We start from the raw sequence: 17,256 nt of genomic DNA on the forward strand, positions 1-17,256 counted from the left end.
CGCGTGCCCTTTTCGCGGCGGGACGAAAAGGGCACGCGACGGGCGGCCGGATGACCACCACGAATATTGACATTACTGCCGGCTTTCGGCGCGGCGCGCGGTTTTATCCGGTGTCGCGCGGGGCGATTAGGGGCTAAAATGCGCGCACTTTTGCGGGCAACGGGCGTTGGCGCCGTCGCCCGTGTGCTTTGCGCGACAAGCGGCGCATTATTTTTTGTCGCACTTCGGTTTAGTGGTAGTTTTCGGGGTTTTACAGGCTGTCGCGGGCCGCTCGACCAGACCAGGCGGACCGCGTGCGCGATGCCATCGAGAAGTCGGAACAAGGGAGAATCGAGATGAACAACAAACTGGCGAAGCTCGCGGGCGCGCTCGGCTGCGCGGCGATGCTGCTTCCGCTCGGGGCATCGGCGAAAGATACGCAACTCAACGTGTACAACTGGTCGGACTACATCGCCAAGGACACGATCCCTAACTTCACCAAGCAGACGGGCGTCAAGGTGAAGTACGACAATTACGACAGCGACGACACCCTGCAGGCCAAGCTGCTCACGGGCAATTCGGGCTACGACATTGTCGTGCCGACAAGCAATTACGCCGGCAAGCAGATTGCCGCGAACATCTTCTCGCCGCTCGACAAGTCGAAGCTGCCGAACCTGAAGTATCTCGATCCCACGTTGATGCAACTCGTCGCGGGCGCGGACCCCGGCAACCAATACGCGGTGCCCTGGGCGTACGGCACGACCGGCCTCGGCTATAACGTCGACAAGGCGAAGCAGATTCTCGGTGCGAACGCCGAACTGAACAACTGGGACATCCTCTTCAAGCCCGAAAATATTTCGAAGCTGAAGGCGTGCGGCGTGTCCGTGCTGGATGCGCCCGACCAGATGTTCGCCGCCGCGCTGCATTACATCGGCAAAGACCCGATGAGCACGAACCCGGCGGACTATCGCGAAGCACTCGCAATGCTGAAGAAGATTCGCCCCTACATCACGCAGTTCAATTCGTCGGGCTATATCAACGACATGGTCGGCGGCGACGTCTGCTTCACGTACGGCTGGTCGGGCGACGTGGTGATTGCCAAGCACCGCGCCATCGAGGCGAAGAAGCCGTTCAAGATCGATTACTACATTCCGAAGGGCGGCGCGCCGATCTGGTTCGACGTGATGGCGATTCCGAAGGACGCGAAGAACAAGGAAGCCGCGCACGAGTGGATCAACTACATCGAGACGCCGCAGGTGCACGCAGCGATCACGAACGCGGTGTACTACCCGAGCGCGAATCTGGAAGCGCGCAAGTATGTGAGCAAGGACGTGGCGGACGACCCGGCGGTGTATCCGTCGCAGGACGTGCTCAAGACCCTGTTCCTGCTAAAGCCGCTGCCGCCCGAGATCCAGCGTCTGCAGACGCGGCTCTGGACGGAATTCAAGTCCGGCCGCTAAGTCGACGGAACCGGTTATTCATTGAAATGACGAAGCCCTCGGACCTCCGGGGGCTTTGTTCGTGATTCGTCGGCGCAGGTGAAAGCGGCGAACCACAGACGCAGGAGTCGAACACGCAATCATGAGTGAGCAGTCGAGCGCGTTGAAGGCAGCGCCACAATCGGGCCGGCCGCAGCCGGGCAGTGCGGCATCCGGTCCGGGCACGGACGACAACTTCGTGCAGGTCGTGAACGTCGTCAAGAAATTCGGCGAGACGGTGGCCGTTCGGGGCGTCGATCTGTCGGTGAAGAAGGGCGAGCTATTCGCGCTGCTCGGCAGTTCCGGATGCGGAAAGTCGACGCTGCTGCGCATGCTGGCGGGCCTCGAATCCGTGACGGAAGGGCAGATCCTGATCGACGGCGAAGACCTCGCGAAGATGCCGCCGTACCGCCGGCCGGTCAACATGATGTTCCAGTCGTACGCGCTCTTTCCGCACATGAGCGTGGAGTCGAACGTCGCGTTCGGGCTGAAGCAGGAAGGCGTGAAGGGCGGCGAGCTGAAAGACCGCGTGGAGAACGCGCTGCAACTCGTGCAGATGGCGCAGTACGCGAAGCGCAAGCCGCATCAACTTTCCGGCGGGCAGCAGCAGCGCGTGGCGCTCGCGCGCAGTCTCGTCAAGCGTCCGAAGCTGCTTTTGCTCGACGAGCCGATGTCCGCGCTCGACAAGCAGATTCGCCAGCGCACGCAGATGGAGCTCGTGAACATTCTCGACAAGGTCGGCGTCACCTGCATCATGGTCACGCACGACCAGGAAGAAGCGATGACCATGGCGAACCGCCTCGCCGTGATGAGCGAAGGGCGAATCGTGCAGCTCGGCACGCCGCATGAAGTCTACGAATATCCAAATACGCGCTTCTCGGCGCAGTTCATCGGCTCGACGAATCTCTTTGACGGCAATGTCGTCGAAGACGAGCCGGACCACATCTTCGTCGAGTCTTCCGAGCTGCCGGTGCGCCTGTACGTGAGTCACGGCATTACCGGGCCGCTCGGCATGCCGGTGACCATTTCCGTGCGTCCCGAACGCATCGCGCTCACGCGCAAGCCGCCGGAAGGCGCGTTCAACTGGGGCCGCGGCAAGATCACCAACATCGCGTACATGGGCGGCTACACGCTCTATCACGTGACGCTCGACAGCGGCAAAACCGTGGTCGCGAATCTGTCGAGCCTCGCGATCGGCGAGATCGAATCGCCGACGTTCGACGACGAAGTCTACGTGCGCTGGAGCGCGTCGGCGGGCGTGGTGCTGACGTCATGATGATGAACGTGCTCAAGCGCATTGGCGTGAGCGGGCGCACCGCGGTCATCGCCGGGCCGTATCTGTGGCTGTTGCTGCTGTTCTTCGTGCCGTTCCTGCTGGTCGTGAAGATCAGCTTCGCGGACAGCGAACTCGGCATTCCGCCGTACACGCAACTCGTGGCGATGAAAGACGGCGTGATGAACATCGCGCTGGATTTCTCGCACTACGCGTTCCTGTTGACGGACAGCCTGTACTTCGCGACCTACATGAATTCGCTGCTGGTCGCGGCGGTTTCGACGGTGCTGTGCCTCCTGATCGGCTATCCGATGGCGTATTACATCGCGCGTTCCAATCCGGCTACGCGCAATGTGCTGATGATGGCCGTGATGCTGCCGTTCTGGACGTCCTTCCTGATTCGCGTGTACGCGTGGATCGGCATTCTGAAGAACAACGGACTCCTGAATAATTTCCTGATGTCGATCGGCCTGATTCATACGCCGATCGAGCTGTATCACACGAATATCGCCGTCTATATCGGCATGGTGTATTCGTATCTGCCGTTCCTCGTGATGCCGCTCTACGCGCATCTCGTGAAGATGGACCTGACCTTGCTCGAAGCCGCTTACGACCTCGGCGCGAAGCCGTGGAAGGCGTTCGTGCACATCACGCTCCCGCTGTCGAAGAACGGCATTATCGCGGGATGCCTGCTCGTGTTCATTCCGGCGGTGGGCGAGTACGTGATTCCGGAACTGCTCGGCGGCGCGGATACCTTGATGATCGGCCGCGTCATGTGGAACGAGTTCTTCGATAACGCCGACTGGCCGATGGCTTCGGCCGTCACCTGCGCGATGGTCCTGCTGCTGCTCGTGCCGATGGCGCTTTTCCAGCACTTCCAGGCGAAGCAACTGGAGGAAAATCGATGATCAAGCCGAGCCGTTCGCTGCAAATCACCGCGTTGGGAATCGGGTTCGCCTTTCTGTATATCCCGATCATCAGCCTCGTCGTGTACTCGTTCAACGACTCGCCGCTCGTCACCGTGTGGACCGAGTTCTCGCTGAAGTGGTATCGCGCGCTGTGGTCCGACGACGAACTCATCAACGCCGCGTGGCTGTCGCTGCGCATCGCGTTTCTGACGGCGTGCGCGTCGGTCGTCATCGGGACATGGGCCGGCTTCGTGCTCGCGCGCATGGGGCGCTTTCGCGGCTTCACGCTGTACACCGGCATGATCAACGCGCCGCTCGTGATTCCCGAAGTCATTCAGGGCATCTCGCTGCTGCTGCTTTTCGTCGAAATGGCGAAGCTGATCGGCTGGCCGGCGGGGCGCGGAATCTTCACCATCTGGATCGGGCATGTGATGCTGTGCATCTCGTATGTCGCGATCATCGTGGAATCGCGCGTGCGGGAACTGAATCCGTCGCTCGAGGAAGCCGCGCTCGATCTCGGCGCGACGCCGCTGCGCGTGTTCTTCTCGATCACGCTGCCGCTCATCTCGCAGGCGCTCGTCGCGGGCTGGCTGCTGTCGTTCACGCTGTCCATCGACGACCTCGTGTTGTCCGCGTTCCTGTCCGGGCCAGGATCGACGACACTGCCGCTCGTCGTGTTTTCGCGCGTGCGTCTCGGCCTGAATCCGGAGATGAATGCGTTAGCGACGCTCTTTATCGCGCTGGTGACGGTGGGAGTGATCGCGGCGAACGTCTTCATGCAGCGCAGCGAGCGGCGGCGGCTCGCGGCGGTGAGTTGACGCGTTCACGCTCGCAAGCGAGAAAACGGCCCCGGAAGGGGCCGTTCGCACATCAGGGCGTGGCGATATGCTTCGCGAACGTGTCGGCGTCGGTGTTGGTCCCGCAGAGCAGCAGGCCGACGCGCTTGCCTTGCAAAGTCTCGCGCAACGGGCCGAGGAGGGCGGCGGTGGACGCCGCGCACGCCGGCTCGACCGCCAGCTTCAGTTCGCTGAACAACTGCCGCATGCCGTTGCGCAACTCGCTGTCCGACACAGTCACGACGGCGTCGATATGACGGCGGCACAGTTCGTAGCTGTACTGCTCGGTGTGCGGGGCCATCAGCGAATCGGCGATGCTGTGCATCGCGCCCATCTTCACCGTATGGTTGGCCGCGAAGCTGCGGCTCATTGCATCGGACCCTTCCGGCTCCACGCCGTACACGTGCAGCGCGGGATTCGCGAGACGCATCGCGGTCGAGACGCCCGCCGCGAGCCCGCCGCCGCCGATCGGCACGATGACCGCATCCAGATCGGGCGCTTGCGATGTCCACTCGTAGCCGAGCGTCGCGGTGCCGAGCACCGTGCGGTAGCCGTTGAACGGATGGATGAACACGCGTCCTTCTTCCGCTTCGACGCGCCGCACGACATCGAATGCTTCGGCGACGTTCTCCGCGAACACGATGTCCGCGCCGAAGCGCCGGCACAACTCGACGCGCGCCGGGTTCGCCGTCTTGATGATGACGACCTTTGCACCGACGCCCATGCGCTGCGCCGCGTACGCAACCGCGACCGCGTGATTGCCCGCCGACACGCAGGTGACGCCTGCGGCACGCTCGCTCTCGGTCAGCGCAAGGATGTTTGAGAACGCGCCGCGCGCCTTGAACGTGCCGCTCGCCTGCAACAGCTCGAACTTGAAGGTGACGGGCGTGCCCTCCAGCTTCGGAAAGTCGTGCCGCTCGAAAACCGGCGTGCGCGCGACCCACGGGGTCAGCGCCATATGCTGTTCGGCGATCTCGTCGAGCGTCGGGATCGGCGTGCCGTCGATCGTGTTGTCGGTAGGCTGTATCGCGCTGGACATGGCGTGCAATGCGGTTTCCGATGGACGCAGGTCAGCGCGATTGCGCGTCGACCGACATGCTGTGAATGAACTTGCCGAGGAACGCTTCGCAGGCGGCCAGCTGTTCGAGCGACACGTACTCGTTCGCCTTGTGCGCCTGCTCGATGTTGCCCGGCCCGCACACGATGCTCGGCACGCCCGCGAGCGCGAAGAGTCCCGCCTCGGTGCCGTACGCGACCTTGCGCTTCTCCTGGTTGCCGGTGAGCGCGCGCACGAGTTGCGTGATGGCGGCCTGCTCGGTGGCATCGAGCCCCGGCGCCGACGCGATCTTCGAGAACTCGATGGCGCCGTTCGCGTGTTCTTTCTGCATCTTCGGCACGAGCGTCTCGCGCGTGAACGACTCGATGCGCGCGAAGATGGCTTCGGGATCCATCGTCGGGAGATTGCGGAATTCGAAGTCGAACGTGCATTCGGCGGGCACGGTGTTGAGCGCGTTGCCGCCTTTGATGGTGCTCGTCTGCGCGGTCGTGAAGGGCACGTCGTACAGTTCGTCGAACGGGCCTTTCGCGCGGAATTCGTCGGCGACATCGCGGATAAAGCAGATGAGGCGAGCCGCATATTCGATAGCGTTCAGGCCCTTCGGCGTCAGCGACGAATGCGCCGCCGCGCCGCGCACGCAGCAGCGAAACGCGTTGATGCCCTTGTGCGCGATGATTGGGCGCATGGACGTCGGTTCGCCGACGATGCAGCCGTAGGGGCGCACGCCGCGCTTCTTGAGGTCTTCGATCATCAGCGGCGCGCCTGCGCAGCCGATTTCTTCGTCATACGAAAACGCGAAGTGGATGGGCTTGGCGAGCCTGGTCGACTGCATGACGGGCAGCATCGCGAGCGCCGCGCCGATGAAGCCTTTCATGTCGCACGCGCCGCGGCCGTAGAGCAGGCCGTCGCGCACTTCCGGCCTGAACGGATCGCTTGTCCAGTCCTGTCCGTCGACCGGCACGACATCCGTATGACCCGACAGCACGATGCCGCCGTTGGTCTCGCCGTCGTGCGCGGGCACGGTCGCGAAGAGATTCGCCCATTGGCCGCGCGGGTCGGTCGTGATGACGGCTTCGACGCCCGATTTGCGTAGTTCGTCGCGGACGGTTTCGATTAGCCCGAGGTTGGGATTGCGGCTTACCGTATCGAAGGAAATGAGCCGTTCGATCCACGGCAGGGATTTCGGAGTGCTCGAGCTTGTTGCGGCTTCTTGCTGCCGATGCGCCGGGTCAGCGACCTGTGACATTTTTTCTCTCCTGCGGGTAGGGTTCGATCATAGCTGAAAAGAATTAGTCGGGTCTTTGGGGGTTTTCTAGCTGCCGGTGCTCGTGTCGGGCGAGTTGTTTTCGCGGCGGTTGTTGGCGTTGTTCGTCCCCGGGGCGCGCCGCACTAATAGACCGCGACGAAAGCAAGTTTCACCAAACAAGCAGCAGAAGAAGCGTTACTGCTAGTTGTGGAAACTCACCTCCGGCAAGAAGCAAGAGAACCCTCTCATTACCGCTCGCCGGCAGCCGCAACCGTCTTCCGCACCGGCCCCCCCAACGCCCGCAACGTCTCCTTCACAGTAGCAATCCGCACCGCAAGATCCGGACTACGCGTCTCGATCCGCAACTTATCCTGCCCCGCGAGCTTGATGTGCTTGTTCTTCTGCACCATCTCGATGATCCTCATCGCATCCACAGGCGGATTCGGCACGAACTGCAGCGCGATGGAAAGCTCCGCCGCGTCGATCTTGGAAATCCCGAGCGGCTTCGCGGCCAATCGCAGCCGATGCGTCTCCACGAGCGCATGGGCCTGCGGCGGCAGCTTGCCGAAGCGATCGACCAACTCTTCGAGTATGCCGTCGATCGCATCGCTCGATTCGCAATTCGCAAGCCGCTTGTACAGCGACAGACGCTCCTGCACGTCGCCGCAGTAATCGGCGGGCAGAATGGCGGGCGCGTGCAGGTTGATTTCGGTCGTCGCGGCGAGCGGCGCGTTGAGGTCCGGCTCTCGACCGTCCTTCAGCGCGCGCACCGCGTCGTTGAGCATGTCGGTGTAAAGCTGGAAGCCGATCTCGTGAATCTCGCCCGATTGCTTGTCGCCGAGCACTTCGCCGGTACCGCGAATTTCGAGGTCGTGCATCGCGAGATAGAAGCCGGAGCCGAGTTCCTCCATCTGCTGAATGGCTTCAAGCCGGCGCTGCGCCTGCTTTGTCAGCGACTGCGGATCATGCACGAGCAGATACGCGTACGCCTGATGATGCGAGCGCCCGACGCGCCCGCGCAGCTGATGCAACTGCGCAAGCCCGAACTTGTCCGCGCGATGCATGATGATCGTGTTCGCGCTCGGCACGTCGATGCCCGTCTCGATGATCGTCGTGCACAGCAACACGTTCGCGCGCTGGCCGACGAAGTCGCGCATCACGCGTTCGAGCTCGCGCTCGTGCATCTGCCCGTGCGCAACCGCGATCCGCGCTTCAGGCACGAGCGCCTCCAGCATCGCGCGGCGGTTGTCGATCGTCTCCACTTCGTTGTGCAGGAAGTACACCTGGCCGCCGCGCTTGAGTTCGCGCAACATCGCTTCGCGGATCACGCCGTCTTCCTCGCGGCGCACGAAGGTCTTGATGGCGAGACGCTTCTGCGGCGCGGTCGCGATCACCGAGAAGTCGCGCAGTCCTTCGAGCGCCATGCCGAGCGTGCGCGGAATCGGCGTCGCAGTGAGCGTGAGGACGTCGACTTCGGCGCGCAGCGCCTTGAGCGCCTCTTTCTGCCGCACGCCGAAGCGGTGCTCCTCGTCGATGATGACGAGCCCGAGCCGCTTGAACTTCACATCGCTCGACAAGAGCTTGTGCGTGCCGATCACGATATCGACCGAGCCTTCGTTGATCTGCTGCACCGACTGCGACACTTCCTTCGTGCTCTTGAAGCGCGACAACTCCGCGATGCGCACCGGCCAGTCCGCGAAGCGGTCCGTGAAGGTCTGCGTGTGCTGTTCGGCGAGCAGCGTCGTGGGCGAGAGAATCGCCACCTGCTTGCCCGCCATCACTGCGATGAACGCGGCCCGCAGCGCGACTTCCGTCTTGCCGAAGCCGACATCGCCGCACACGAGGCGGTCCATCGGCTTGCCGCTCGTCATGTCCGCGATGACCGATGCGATCGCCGCCGCCTGATCCGGCGTCTCCTCGAAGCCGAAGCTCTCCGCGAACTTCGTGTAATTGCGCGGATCGAGCTTGAACGCAAAACCTTCGCGCGCGGCGCGGCGGGCGTAAAGGTTCAGCAACTCGGCGGCGGTATCGCGAATCTGCTGCGCGGCCTTGCGCTTGGCCTTCTCCCACTGGCCGGAGCCAAGCGTGTGCAGCGGCGCGCTTTCCGGGTCCGCGCCGCTGTAGCGCGAGATCACATGCAGCTGCGCGACCGGCACGTATAGCTTCGATTCGTTCTGGTATTCGAGGTGCAGAAACTCGGTCTCGCCTTCGCCGAGGTCCATCGACACCAGCCCCATGTATCGGCCGATGCCATGCTGGGCGTGCACGACCGGGTCGCCGACCTTCAGTTCGGCGAGGTCGCGCACCATCGAATCGACGTTGCTCGCCTGTTCCTGACGCCGCCGCCCGGCGCGACGCGCGAGCGGCCCGTACAGTTCGGTCTCCGTGATGATCGAAAGCTGCTCGGCGGGCAGCGCGAAGCCGTTGGCAAGCGGCGCGATGCCGAGCGTGAACTTCGCGTCGCTCGCGAGCCATTCCTGGAACGTGTCGTGAAGTTCCCCGCGCAAGCCGTTGTCCGCGAGCAATTGCTGAATGGTCTCACGCCGTCCCGCCGATTCCGCGACGAGCATCACGCGGTTCTGCGTCTGCTCCAGATAGTGACGCAGCGCGAGCAGCGGCTCGTCCGCGTGACGATCGATGGCGAGACCCGGCAGCGGCACGGCCCAGCCGCCTTCGGGCGTCGGCGGAAACTTCAGTTGCGCGAACGGTTTGGCGAACGTGAAGAAGTCGTCGTCGGTCAGGAATAGGCGGCGCGGCTCCAGCAGCGGACGCTCGCGGTCGTGCGAGAGAAATTCGTAACGCTGCTTCGTGTCGTGCGTGAAACGCTTGATCGCGGCGTCGAGATCGCCGATGAACGCGAGTTGCGAGCCTTGCGGCAAGTAGTGAAAGAGCGTCGCCGTTTCTTCGAAGAAGAGCGGCAGATAGTATTCGATACCCGCCGACGGCACGCCATTGCCGATGTCCTTGTATATCTGCGAGCGGCTCGGATCGCCCTCGAACACTTCGCGCCAGCGGCTGCGAAACGCGGTGCGCGCGGCCTCGTCGAACGGAAACTCGCGGCCCGGCAGCAGACGCACGTCGCGCACGGGATAGAGACTGCGCTGCGTGTCGGGATCGAACGCGCGGATCGAATCCACCTGATCGTCGAAGAGGTCGATGCGGTACGGCAGCGGCGAGCCCATCGGATACAGGTCGATCAGCGAACCGCGCACGCAGTATTCGCCCGGCCGCACGACCTGGCTCACGTGCTCGTAGCCCGCGAGCGTCAATTGCGCCTTGAGCTTGGCCTCGTCGAGACGCTCGCCTTGGGTGAAGGAGAACGTGTACGCCGCGAGAAACGACGCGGGCGGCATGCGATACAGCGCCGTTGTCGCCGGCACGATGAGAATGTCGCAGCGTCCTTCGCCGAGATCGTGCAGCGTCGCGAGCCGCTCGGAGACGAGATCCTGATGCGGCGAAAACGTGTCGTAGGGCAGCGTTTCCCAGTCGGGCAAGAGACGGACGCGGGCGTCCGGCGCGAAGTAGGGCAGTTCTGCCGCGAGGCGCTGCGCGTCGACGGCGCTCGCGCAAACCACCGTCAGAAGCGGCACCGCCTCGCGATGCGCCGTGAGATAACGCGCGATGGCGAGCGCATCGGCGGAGCCAGACGCGCCGTCGAAGACGAAACGCTGACCTGCCTTGACGAGCGCGATGGGAGAAGTGGACTGCGCGGTGACGGCTTTCGAAGACATAAGGTGTGCATTGAACCGCCCGCGCTGCGACTGAATAGCCGCGCGCTGGACGTGGTCGCGAAAGACCTATTATAAAATCCGGGCTTCACTTTGACTTGGCCACATGATTTTCTCGTGACTTCGCCCGCCGCCCCGTCTACCACTGCGCGTCTTTTCGCGCTCATTCCCTGCGCCGGAACCGGCAGCCGCTCCGGCGCGCCGATGCCCAAGCAATACCAGACAGTCGCGGGACGGCCGATGCTCGGCTATACGCTCGCCGCATTCGACGCGTGCCCTGAATTCTCGCAGACACTCGTCGTACTCGCACCGGACGATCATCACTTCGACGCGCGCCGCTTCGCCGGCCTGCGCTTCGTGGTGCAGCGCCGGGGCGGGGCGTCGCGGCAGGCGTCGGTGTATAACGGCCTCGTCGCGCTGGCGGAATTCGGCGCGCGCGACGACGACTGGGTGCTCGTGCACGACGCCGCGCGTCCCGGCATCACGCCCGAGTTGATTCGCAAGCTCGTCGCCGAAGTGCGCGACGATCCCGTCGGCGGCATTCTCGCGCTGCCGGTCGCGGATACGTTAAAGCGCGTCGCACCGACCATGCCCGATGCGCCGGCAGGCGGCGCGCGCATCGCGCGGACCGAATCGCGCGACGGCTTGTGGCAGGCGCAGACGCCGCAGATGTTCCGGCTCGGCATGTTGCGCGAAGCGATCGATCGTGCGCGCCGCGACGGCCACGATCTCACGGACGAAGCCAGCGCCATCGAATGGCTCGGCCACTCGCCGAAGCTCGTGCAGGGCAGCCTGCGCAACTTCAAGGTGACTTATCCGGAAGACTTCGGTCTCGCCAGCGCGATCCTCTCGGCGCGCGCCTGACGGACCGCTCACTCTCTACTGCTAGGTGGCATCGATGGATTTCAGAATCGGACAGGGGTACGACGTGCATCAGCTCGTCGAAGGGCGCGAGCTCATCATCGGCGGCGTGACGATTCCGTACGAACGCGGGCTGCTCGGCCATTCGGATGCCGACGTACTGCTGCACGCGATCACCGACGCGTTGTTCGGCGCGGCGGCGCTCGGCGATATCGGCCGGCATTTTCCGGATACGGCCACCGAGTTCGCCGGCGCGAACAGCCGCGTGCTGCTGCGCGAGGCGGTCAAGCGCGTGTCGGAAGCGGGCTTCGCGATTGCGAACGTCGATAGCACCGTGATCGCCCAGGCGCCGAAGCTGAGTCCGCATATCGAGGCGATGCGCAGGAACATTGCCGCCGATCTCGACTTGCCGGTCGATCGCGTCAACGTGAAGGCGAAGACCAACGAGAAGCTCGGCTATCTCGGCCGTAAGGAAGGCATCGAGGCGCAGGCGGCCGTGCTGTTGCGGCGCACGTCGATCGACCACTGAGCGAGCGACGCCACGTTCGAACGACGTGGCGTCTAAAAGCGCGTTACTTCCCTTCGGCTTCGATCGCGAGCGCCACCGCGCCGATCACCGCGGCGATGCGGCCGACATCGCGCAATTGAGTCGTCGACATGCCCTCGGTCACGAGATTCTCGTAGTGCGACTTCACGCAGAAGTGGCACTTGCCGATGATCGACGCGGCGAGCGCGTACATCTCGAAGCGCCGCTTGTCCACGCCGCCATGCGAAGCGTACGCGTTCATGCGCAGCCCGGCGGGCTGCGTTTTCAGGTCGGCGTTGTCGGCCATCTCCAGGTACGGATACCAGACGTTGTTCATGCCCATCAGCGCGGCGGCGGTAAGGGCCGCGTTCGTCTCTTCGGGCGAGAGCACGCCGGCATTGCGGATGATCGACACGAGCTTCGTCGCCTTGGCCGCGTAGGCCGCTGCAAGCGCGACGCCCACCGCGTCATTGCCTTCCAGCGACGAACGGGCGATCGTGCCGTCGACGTTCAGGCGAATGTCTTTCGCGTAATCGGGAACCAGCTCCTTGATCGACGACAGGAATTCCATTGATTTCTCCTATTCGATGGCGTTGAAAAAGCCCGCCGGCTCCCGAGCTTGCACTCGAAAGAAGGCGGGCTCACGCATGCGCTCGAGCGCCAGGCAGTTCAGAGCGTCGCGCCGCCGACCGCGCGGTTGCACGGGCACAGCTCGTCGGTTTGCAGGCCGTCCAGAATACGTAGCACTTCTTCCGGATTGCGGCCCACGTTCAGGTTGTTCACCGACACGTGCTGAATGACGTTGTCCGGATCGACGATGAACGTGGCGCGCAACGCGACGCCCGCTTCCTTGTCGCGCACACCGAGCTGGTCGATGAGTTCGCCCTTCACGTCGCCGAACGAATAGTGGTTCAGCTTGTTCAGATCCTTGTGCTCGCGGCGCCATGCGAGCTTGACGAATTCGTTGTCGACGCTGCCGCCCATCAGAACGGCGTCGCGGTCTTCGAAGTCCGTCGCGAGTTTGCCGAACTCGACGATTTCGGTCGGGCACACGAACGTGAAGTCCTTCGGATAGAAGTAGATGATCTTCCACTTGCCCGGAAACGACTGCTCGGTGATTTCCTCGAAGGCGGACTGGCCGTTTTCCTCGTGGTTGTTGAAGCCGGGTTTTGCAGCGGTGACGGTGAATGCTTCGACTTTATCGCCTACGGTCTTCATGCAACGCTCCTGTGTTCGTTGAAAGGACAACTCAAGCCAAACTACCGGAAAGCGGTAACGCGCGCATGACAGCATGGCCGTGAATGCCGCGCGTCGAACCGGATCATCATAACCCCACGGCAGAACCGCTTCAAAAGGTTTGCCCAATGACGCGGATAGCTTTTTTCGAACGTGCGGGCGAGTCGCGCATTGAACGCGAATACGCGGGCTAGTCGCGCGGGCCCTCGAAGCGCGCGCCCTTCATCTGTGGAAAGTCGATGGTCACTTCGAAGCCGGGCAGCGGCGTGCGATTGCGCAGCCTGAGCACGCCACGCTGCCGCGTGACGAGCCGTTGCACGATCGCCATGCCGAGGCCCGTGCCGTTGGCCTGCGTGCGCGCCGCATCCACGCGATAGAAAGGCCGCGTGATGAGCGCAACCTGATCGTCGGGGATGCCGAGGCCTTCGTCCATCACGGAGAGTTCGACGCGCCCGTGCGCCACGCGCGTTTGCAGCGTGATGCGGGCGATATCGTCGCGCTCGCTGCGGCCATACTTACGGGCGTTTTCGAGCAGATTGCCGACGACGCGGCGCGCATCCGTCGGATCGCCCTCGATGACCGCGCCCGGCGCGAGGTCCGTTCGCATCACGACGCCTTCGTCCGCCTGGAAGCGCGCGGCGAGTTCGCTTGCGATCATGGAGAGATCGACGGCTTCGGGCATGCGCTGCATCGGCCGCGCGTAGTCCAGAAAGCGGCCGATGATCATGTCCATCTGCTCGATGTCGTCGATCATCGCGAGCTTGGTCGCTTCGTCCGACGGACTCATTTCCGTTTCGAGCCGCAGGCGGGCGAGCGGCGTGCGCAGGTCGTGCGAGATGCCGGCGAGCATCAGCGCGCGGTCCGCTTCGAGCTGTTCCAGGTCCTGCACCATCTGGTTGAAGCTGCGGTTGGTTTCGGCCGCGACGCCCATGCCGCGTTCGGGCAACGGTTCCGGCGACTGTCCGGAGCCGACCTTGCGCGCCGCCAGCGCGAGACGCGCGAACGGCCGGTTGACGAGACTCGTAATGAACGCCGCGCCGAAGAGCGACAGCGCGAGCGCGAACACGCCCCAGCCGGCCCATTGCAGGCCCGTCACGGTGTCGAGTTGATCGCGGTCGAGCGCGACCCAGTAGTCGTCATCGTCGATCTTGAAGCTGATCCAGACGCCCGGAATGTCGTTGACCGACTGCGCGATGATCGTGTCGTTGCCGAGCCGCCCGCGCACGTCGCGCTCGATTAGCCGGTTGAGCGATTCGTCCGGCTGGAGCTTGTACTTGTCCGTGGTCTCGCGCGGATACACGCGCACGCCTTCGTTGCTTTCCAGATCCTGCAGCAGCGCGCGGCGCAGATCGGGATCGGAATAGAGAAGGGCAGTGCGCGTGAGCTTCACGACAGCGACGAGCTGAAGCGCCACGCGCTGCGCGCGCGGCTCGCGTTCGATCACGCGAAAGCTCTGAAACCAGGCGGTGAGGCTGACCGCGATGAGCAGCGCGATCAGCGCGAAAGTTCGCCAGAACAGGCCGCCGAACGCAAGCGCCAGTAGCCGCCTGTCGATGCGCATGGGTCTATCGGGTTCCGCTCGGTGAAGGGGATAAAGCGTATCGGACTCGCTTGAAGTGCGTGGGACGAGGCGGCGGGACGTGCTTTAAGCTGCGCCGTCGGGAATGAAGACGTAGCCGAGGCCCCACACCGTCTGAATGAAGCGCGGGCTGCTCGGATCCGGCTCGATCAGCTTGCGCAGACGGGAAATCTGCACGTCGAGGCTGCGATCGAACACTTCGTATTCACGGCCGCGTGCGAGTTCCATCAGCTTTTCGCGCGACAGCGGCTGGCGCGGGTGACGCGCGAACACTTTGAGCACCGAGAATTCGCCGGTGGTCAGCGGAATCTCCTGGCCGTTCTTGGTCAGCGTGCGCGTGGCGAGATTCAGCGCGAACTCGCCGAACTCGAATACTTCCGTGGTTTCGGACGGCGCGCCGGGCAGTTCCGACGGCGTCTGACGCCGCAGCACCGCATGAATGCGCGCGACGAGTTCGCGCGGATTGAAGGGCTTCGGCAGATAGTCGTCCGCGCCCATTTCCAGACCGACGATGCGGTCCACGTCTTCGCCCTTCGCCGTGAGCATGATGATGGGCGTGCGGTCGTTGCTGCCGCGCAGACGCCGGCAGATGGAAAGGCCGTCTTCGCCGGGAAGCATGAGATCCAGCACGAGCAGGTCGAAACGCTCGCGTACCCAAAGCTTGTTCATCGACGGGGCGTTTTCCGCGACATACACGTTGAAGCCCTGCTCGCCGAGATAACGCCGAAGCAGATCGCGCAGGCGCGGATCGTCATCGACTACCAGAATTTTCGAAGGATTTTTGGTTTCCATGGCGGCATCTTAGCGCGTTTGTTCGAACGCCGAGTTTGTAACAAAAGCGAGTGTAACAGTTAGTTACAAAATTTACGGAGCCTGTGGCACGGGCCCTGACTTCTCTGCGTACACTGCTTTACCTAAGCCCGCCATTCGGTAGATACTCCATTACACCAGCGGCCCCATGCGGCGCGACCAGGCCGCGTGAGGCGCATGAAAAGAATGAGGCTGTCCGGTTGTCGAGCAACGAAGGGAACAACATGAAGGGAGCGCGGCGGCGCGGACCTGTGCGCACCGAGCGCATTTTCGGAAAGACGTTAGTGGCAAGTGCGCTGTACGCTGTACTGAGCGCACAGCATGCCTATGCGCAATCTTCCCGCCTCGCTGCGTTTCCGTCCTCGTCTGCGCCATCTAACGAGTTCGACCGCTCCGTCCACATGCCCGCCGGTCGCTACGACGGCCGCATGATCCGCGCGCAGGATCGCACCGGCAAAGGCTCGAACAAGCGCGAGCGCGACAGCAGGCCCGCCGCGCTGCAACCCGTGCAGCAAGTCGATGACACCCCGCCCGCGCGCCCGCCGCGCCACACCGTCATGACGGCCGACGAGCGGCGCCTCTTGCGTCAGCACATCGAAGAGGCCGTGCGGGATCTCTACAAACGCTGATCCACACAGGGACGAACGCGATGAACAGACGTGAGTTCCTGTCGATCGCAAGCGTCGTCGCAGTACAACCGGTCGCGCTCTGCCGCGCATCCGAAGCGCGTCGCCCGTTGACGAGGGCGCTCGTTCTTGTCGACTTCAACGGCGGCAACGACGGACTCAATACTGTCATTCCTATTGCCGATCCCCGCTACTGCGCGCTGCGGCCGACGCTCGCCATCTCGCGGAATCACGCGTTGCGCATCGACGAGCGCACCGGCCTGCATCCGTCGCTGCGTGCCCTGATGCCCGCGTGGCATGCGGGCGAATGCGCCATCGTGCAAGGCGTCGGTTATGCGCGGCCGAACCGCTCGCATTATCGCGCGCAGCAGATCTGGCACACGGCATCCGAGGCGGACGAATATCGCCGCGATGCGTGGCTCGCGCGCGTGCAGGCGCCGCAAAGCGCGATGGTTCATCCGGCAAGCACGCCGTTCGATACGCGATCGTTCATCGCATCCTGCGAGGCGGCTGCGCGCGTCATCGCGGCACATCGCGCGCAGAGCGGCGTCACGCTGATCCGACTCACGCTCGATGGCTTCGACACGCACCAGCATCAGGCGGCGCGGCATGCGGCGCTGCTCGCGCAGTTCGCGGACGGCATCGCTTCGCTGCGGGCCGCGTTGCTCGCGACAGGCGACTGGCGCGGCACGCTCGTGATGACTCGTTCGGAGTTCGGACGATCGGCGCGCGAGAACGAGACACGCGGCACCGATCATGGCGCGGCCGCGCCGCAGTTCGTCTTGGGCGGCGCCGTGCGCGGCGGTCTTTTCGGCGAAGCGCCGCGACTCGATGCGCTGGACGCGGAAGGCGGGCTGACGGCCGCCGTCGACTTCAGGCGGCTTTGCGCCACGGCGCTCGATGCATGCTGGAACGCGAACGCCGCCGATGTCCTCGGGCGGCCGTTCGCGCCGCTGCCGGTCATGCGCGCGTGAGCATCGCGCTTAGCGCGTGCGCGACCTTTGAGCGGGAGTTCGCGCCGCTGCCGATTATCCGCGCGTTAGATCCAAGCTCACCGCGCGCGTCACGGTTCTCGGGCGGCCGTTCACGCCGCTGCCGGTCATGCGCGCGTGA

The 17,256-nt window shown here is 63.8% G+C and carries 15 protein-coding genes; 8 read left to right on the plus strand and 7 right to left on the minus strand.

All coding sequences use genetic code 11. The features are described from left to right. The first annotated feature begins 383 nt into the window (after positions 1-383). The 4 genes from NCR37_RS06380 (at position 384) to NCR37_RS06395 (ending at position 4,456) form a co-directional block, all read left to right on the plus strand. Positions 384-1,439, plus strand: a complete 1,056-nt coding sequence (locus NCR37_RS06380; protein ID WP_250472350.1) for a polyamine ABC transporter substrate-binding protein — start codon at positions 384-386, stop codon at positions 1,437-1,439. Positions 1,440-1,560: 121 nt separating this feature from the next. After that, positions 1,561-2,733, plus strand: coding sequence for an ABC transporter ATP-binding protein (locus NCR37_RS06385; RefSeq protein WP_250472265.1), 1,173 nt, complete (start codon positions 1,561-1,563; stop codon positions 2,731-2,733). Then, positions 2,730-3,638 carry an ABC transporter permease subunit gene (locus NCR37_RS06390; protein WP_250472266.1) on the plus strand — a complete coding sequence of 303 codons (909 nt, stop codon included), beginning with the start codon at positions 2,730-2,732 and terminating at the stop codon, positions 3,636-3,638. Before NCR37_RS06385 ends, NCR37_RS06390 begins: the two co-directional genes overlap by 4 nt. Continuing rightward, entirely contained in the window at positions 3,638-4,456 is an 819-nt protein-coding gene (locus tag NCR37_RS06395) for an ABC transporter permease subunit (RefSeq protein WP_175940647.1), read from the plus strand. Before NCR37_RS06390 ends, NCR37_RS06395 begins: the two co-directional genes overlap by 1 nt. Positions 4,457-4,508: 52 nt before the next feature. On the opposite strand, the gene NCR37_RS06400 is transcribed toward NCR37_RS06395, so the two are convergent. The 3 genes from NCR37_RS06400 to mfd all read right to left on the minus strand — a co-directional run bounded on the left by NCR37_RS06400 (position 4,509) and on the right by mfd (position 10,508). Further along, positions 4,509-5,513, minus strand: coding sequence for a threonine ammonia-lyase (locus NCR37_RS06400; protein ID WP_250472267.1), 1,005 nt, complete (start codon positions 5,511-5,513; stop codon positions 4,509-4,511). A 31-nt stretch (positions 5,514-5,544) separates the two neighbouring features. Beyond that, entirely contained in the window at positions 5,545-6,777 is a 1,233-nt protein-coding gene (argE, locus tag NCR37_RS06405; protein ID WP_250472268.1) for an acetylornithine deacetylase, read from the minus strand. A gap of 248 nt (positions 6,778-7,025) precedes the next feature. Then, on the minus strand, positions 7,026-10,508 hold the full coding sequence (gene mfd, locus NCR37_RS06410; RefSeq protein ID WP_250472269.1) for a transcription-repair coupling factor: 3,483 nt from the start codon (positions 10,506-10,508) through the stop codon (positions 7,026-7,028). 201 nt (positions 10,509-10,709) lie between these two features. On the opposite strand from mfd, the gene ispD reads away from it, so the two are divergent. Both ispD and ispF read left to right on the plus strand, forming a co-directional pair. After that, on the plus strand, positions 10,710-11,369 hold the full coding sequence (gene ispD / locus NCR37_RS06415; protein ID WP_250472270.1) for a 2-C-methyl-D-erythritol 4-phosphate cytidylyltransferase: 660 nt from the start codon (positions 10,710-10,712) through the stop codon (positions 11,367-11,369). A 34-nt stretch (positions 11,370-11,403) separates the two neighbouring features. Next, a complete protein-coding gene (ispF, locus tag NCR37_RS06420) occupies positions 11,404-11,895 on the plus strand; it encodes a 2-C-methyl-D-erythritol 2,4-cyclodiphosphate synthase (protein WP_250472271.1) in 492 nt (163 codons plus the stop codon). Between the two features lie 43 nt (positions 11,896-11,938). Here the strand turns inward: ispF and NCR37_RS06425 are convergent, their stop codons facing one another. The 4 genes from NCR37_RS06425 to ompR form a co-directional block, all read right to left on the minus strand. Continuing rightward, positions 11,939-12,463, minus strand: coding sequence for a carboxymuconolactone decarboxylase family protein (locus NCR37_RS06425; protein ID WP_175940268.1), 525 nt, complete (start codon positions 12,461-12,463; stop codon positions 11,939-11,941). Between the two features lie 98 nt (positions 12,464-12,561). Next, complete coding sequence (locus NCR37_RS06430) at positions 12,562-13,110, minus strand: peroxiredoxin (protein WP_250472272.1); 549 nt, start codon at positions 13,108-13,110, stop codon at positions 12,562-12,564. 208 nt (positions 13,111-13,318) lie between these two features. Next, entirely contained in the window at positions 13,319-14,689 is a 1,371-nt protein-coding gene (locus NCR37_RS06435) for an ATP-binding protein (protein WP_250472273.1), read from the minus strand. An 84-nt stretch (positions 14,690-14,773) separates the two neighbouring features. Continuing rightward, a complete protein-coding gene (gene ompR, locus NCR37_RS06440; RefSeq protein ID WP_008349770.1) occupies positions 14,774-15,499 on the minus strand; it encodes an osmolarity response regulator transcription factor OmpR in 726 nt (241 codons plus the stop codon). A 218-nt stretch (positions 15,500-15,717) separates the two neighbouring features. On the opposite strand from ompR, the gene NCR37_RS06445 reads away from it, so the two are divergent. After that, complete coding sequence (locus tag NCR37_RS06445) at positions 15,718-16,146, plus strand: hypothetical protein (RefSeq protein ID WP_250472274.1); 429 nt, start codon at positions 15,718-15,720, stop codon at positions 16,144-16,146. Positions 16,147-16,166: 20 nt separating this feature from the next. After that, positions 16,167-17,117 carry a DUF1501 domain-containing protein gene (locus tag NCR37_RS06450; RefSeq protein WP_250472275.1) on the plus strand — a complete coding sequence of 317 codons (951 nt, stop codon included), beginning with the start codon at positions 16,167-16,169 and terminating at the stop codon, positions 17,115-17,117. Positions 17,118-17,256: the final 139 nt, after the last annotated feature.

It is taken from the genome of Caballeronia sp. GAFFF1 (assembly GCF_023630705.1).
In the GTDB taxonomy this organism is placed as follows: Bacteria; Pseudomonadota; Gammaproteobacteria; order Burkholderiales; family Burkholderiaceae; genus Caballeronia.

Excerpts from the sequence above, each read along its gene's own strand:
- NCR37_RS06380 (WP_250472350.1), top strand. The coding sequence starts at position 384 with ATGCTGCTTCCGCTCGGGGCATCGGCGAAAGATACGCAACTCAACGTG.
- NCR37_RS06385 (WP_250472265.1), top strand. The coding sequence starts at position 1,561 with ATGAGTGAGCAGTCGAGCGCGTTGAAGGCAGCGCCACAATCGGGCCGG.
- NCR37_RS06390 (WP_250472266.1), top strand. The coding sequence starts at position 2,730 with ATGATGATGAACGTGCTCAAGCGCATTGGCGTGAGCGGGCGCACCGCG.
- NCR37_RS06400 (WP_250472267.1), bottom strand. The coding sequence starts at position 5,513 with ATGTCCAGCGCGATACAGCCTACCGACAACACGATCGACGGCACGCCG.
- argE (WP_250472268.1), bottom strand. The coding sequence starts at position 6,777 with ATGTCACAGGTCGCTGACCCGGCGCATCGGCAGCAAGAAGCCGCAACA.
- mfd (WP_250472269.1), bottom strand. The coding sequence starts at position 10,508 with ATGTCTTCGAAAGCCGTCACCGCGCAGTCCACTTCTCCCATCGCGCTC.
- ispD (WP_250472270.1), top strand. The coding sequence starts at position 10,710 with ATGCCCAAGCAATACCAGACAGTCGCGGGACGGCCGATGCTCGGCTAT.
- ispF (WP_250472271.1), top strand. The coding sequence starts at position 11,404 with ATGGATTTCAGAATCGGACAGGGGTACGACGTGCATCAGCTCGTCGAA.
- NCR37_RS06425 (WP_175940268.1), bottom strand. The coding sequence starts at position 12,463 with ATGGAATTCCTGTCGTCGATCAAGGAGCTGGTTCCCGATTACGCGAAA.
- NCR37_RS06430 (WP_250472272.1), bottom strand. The coding sequence starts at position 13,110 with ATGAAGACCGTAGGCGATAAAGTCGAAGCATTCACCGTCACCGCTGCA.
- NCR37_RS06435 (WP_250472273.1), bottom strand. The coding sequence starts at position 14,689 with ATGCGCATCGACAGGCGGCTACTGGCGCTTGCGTTCGGCGGCCTGTTC.
- ompR (WP_008349770.1), bottom strand. The coding sequence starts at position 15,499 with ATGGAAACCAAAAATCCTTCGAAAATTCTGGTAGTCGATGACGATCCG.
- NCR37_RS06450 (WP_250472275.1), top strand. The coding sequence starts at position 16,167 with ATGAACAGACGTGAGTTCCTGTCGATCGCAAGCGTCGTCGCAGTACAA.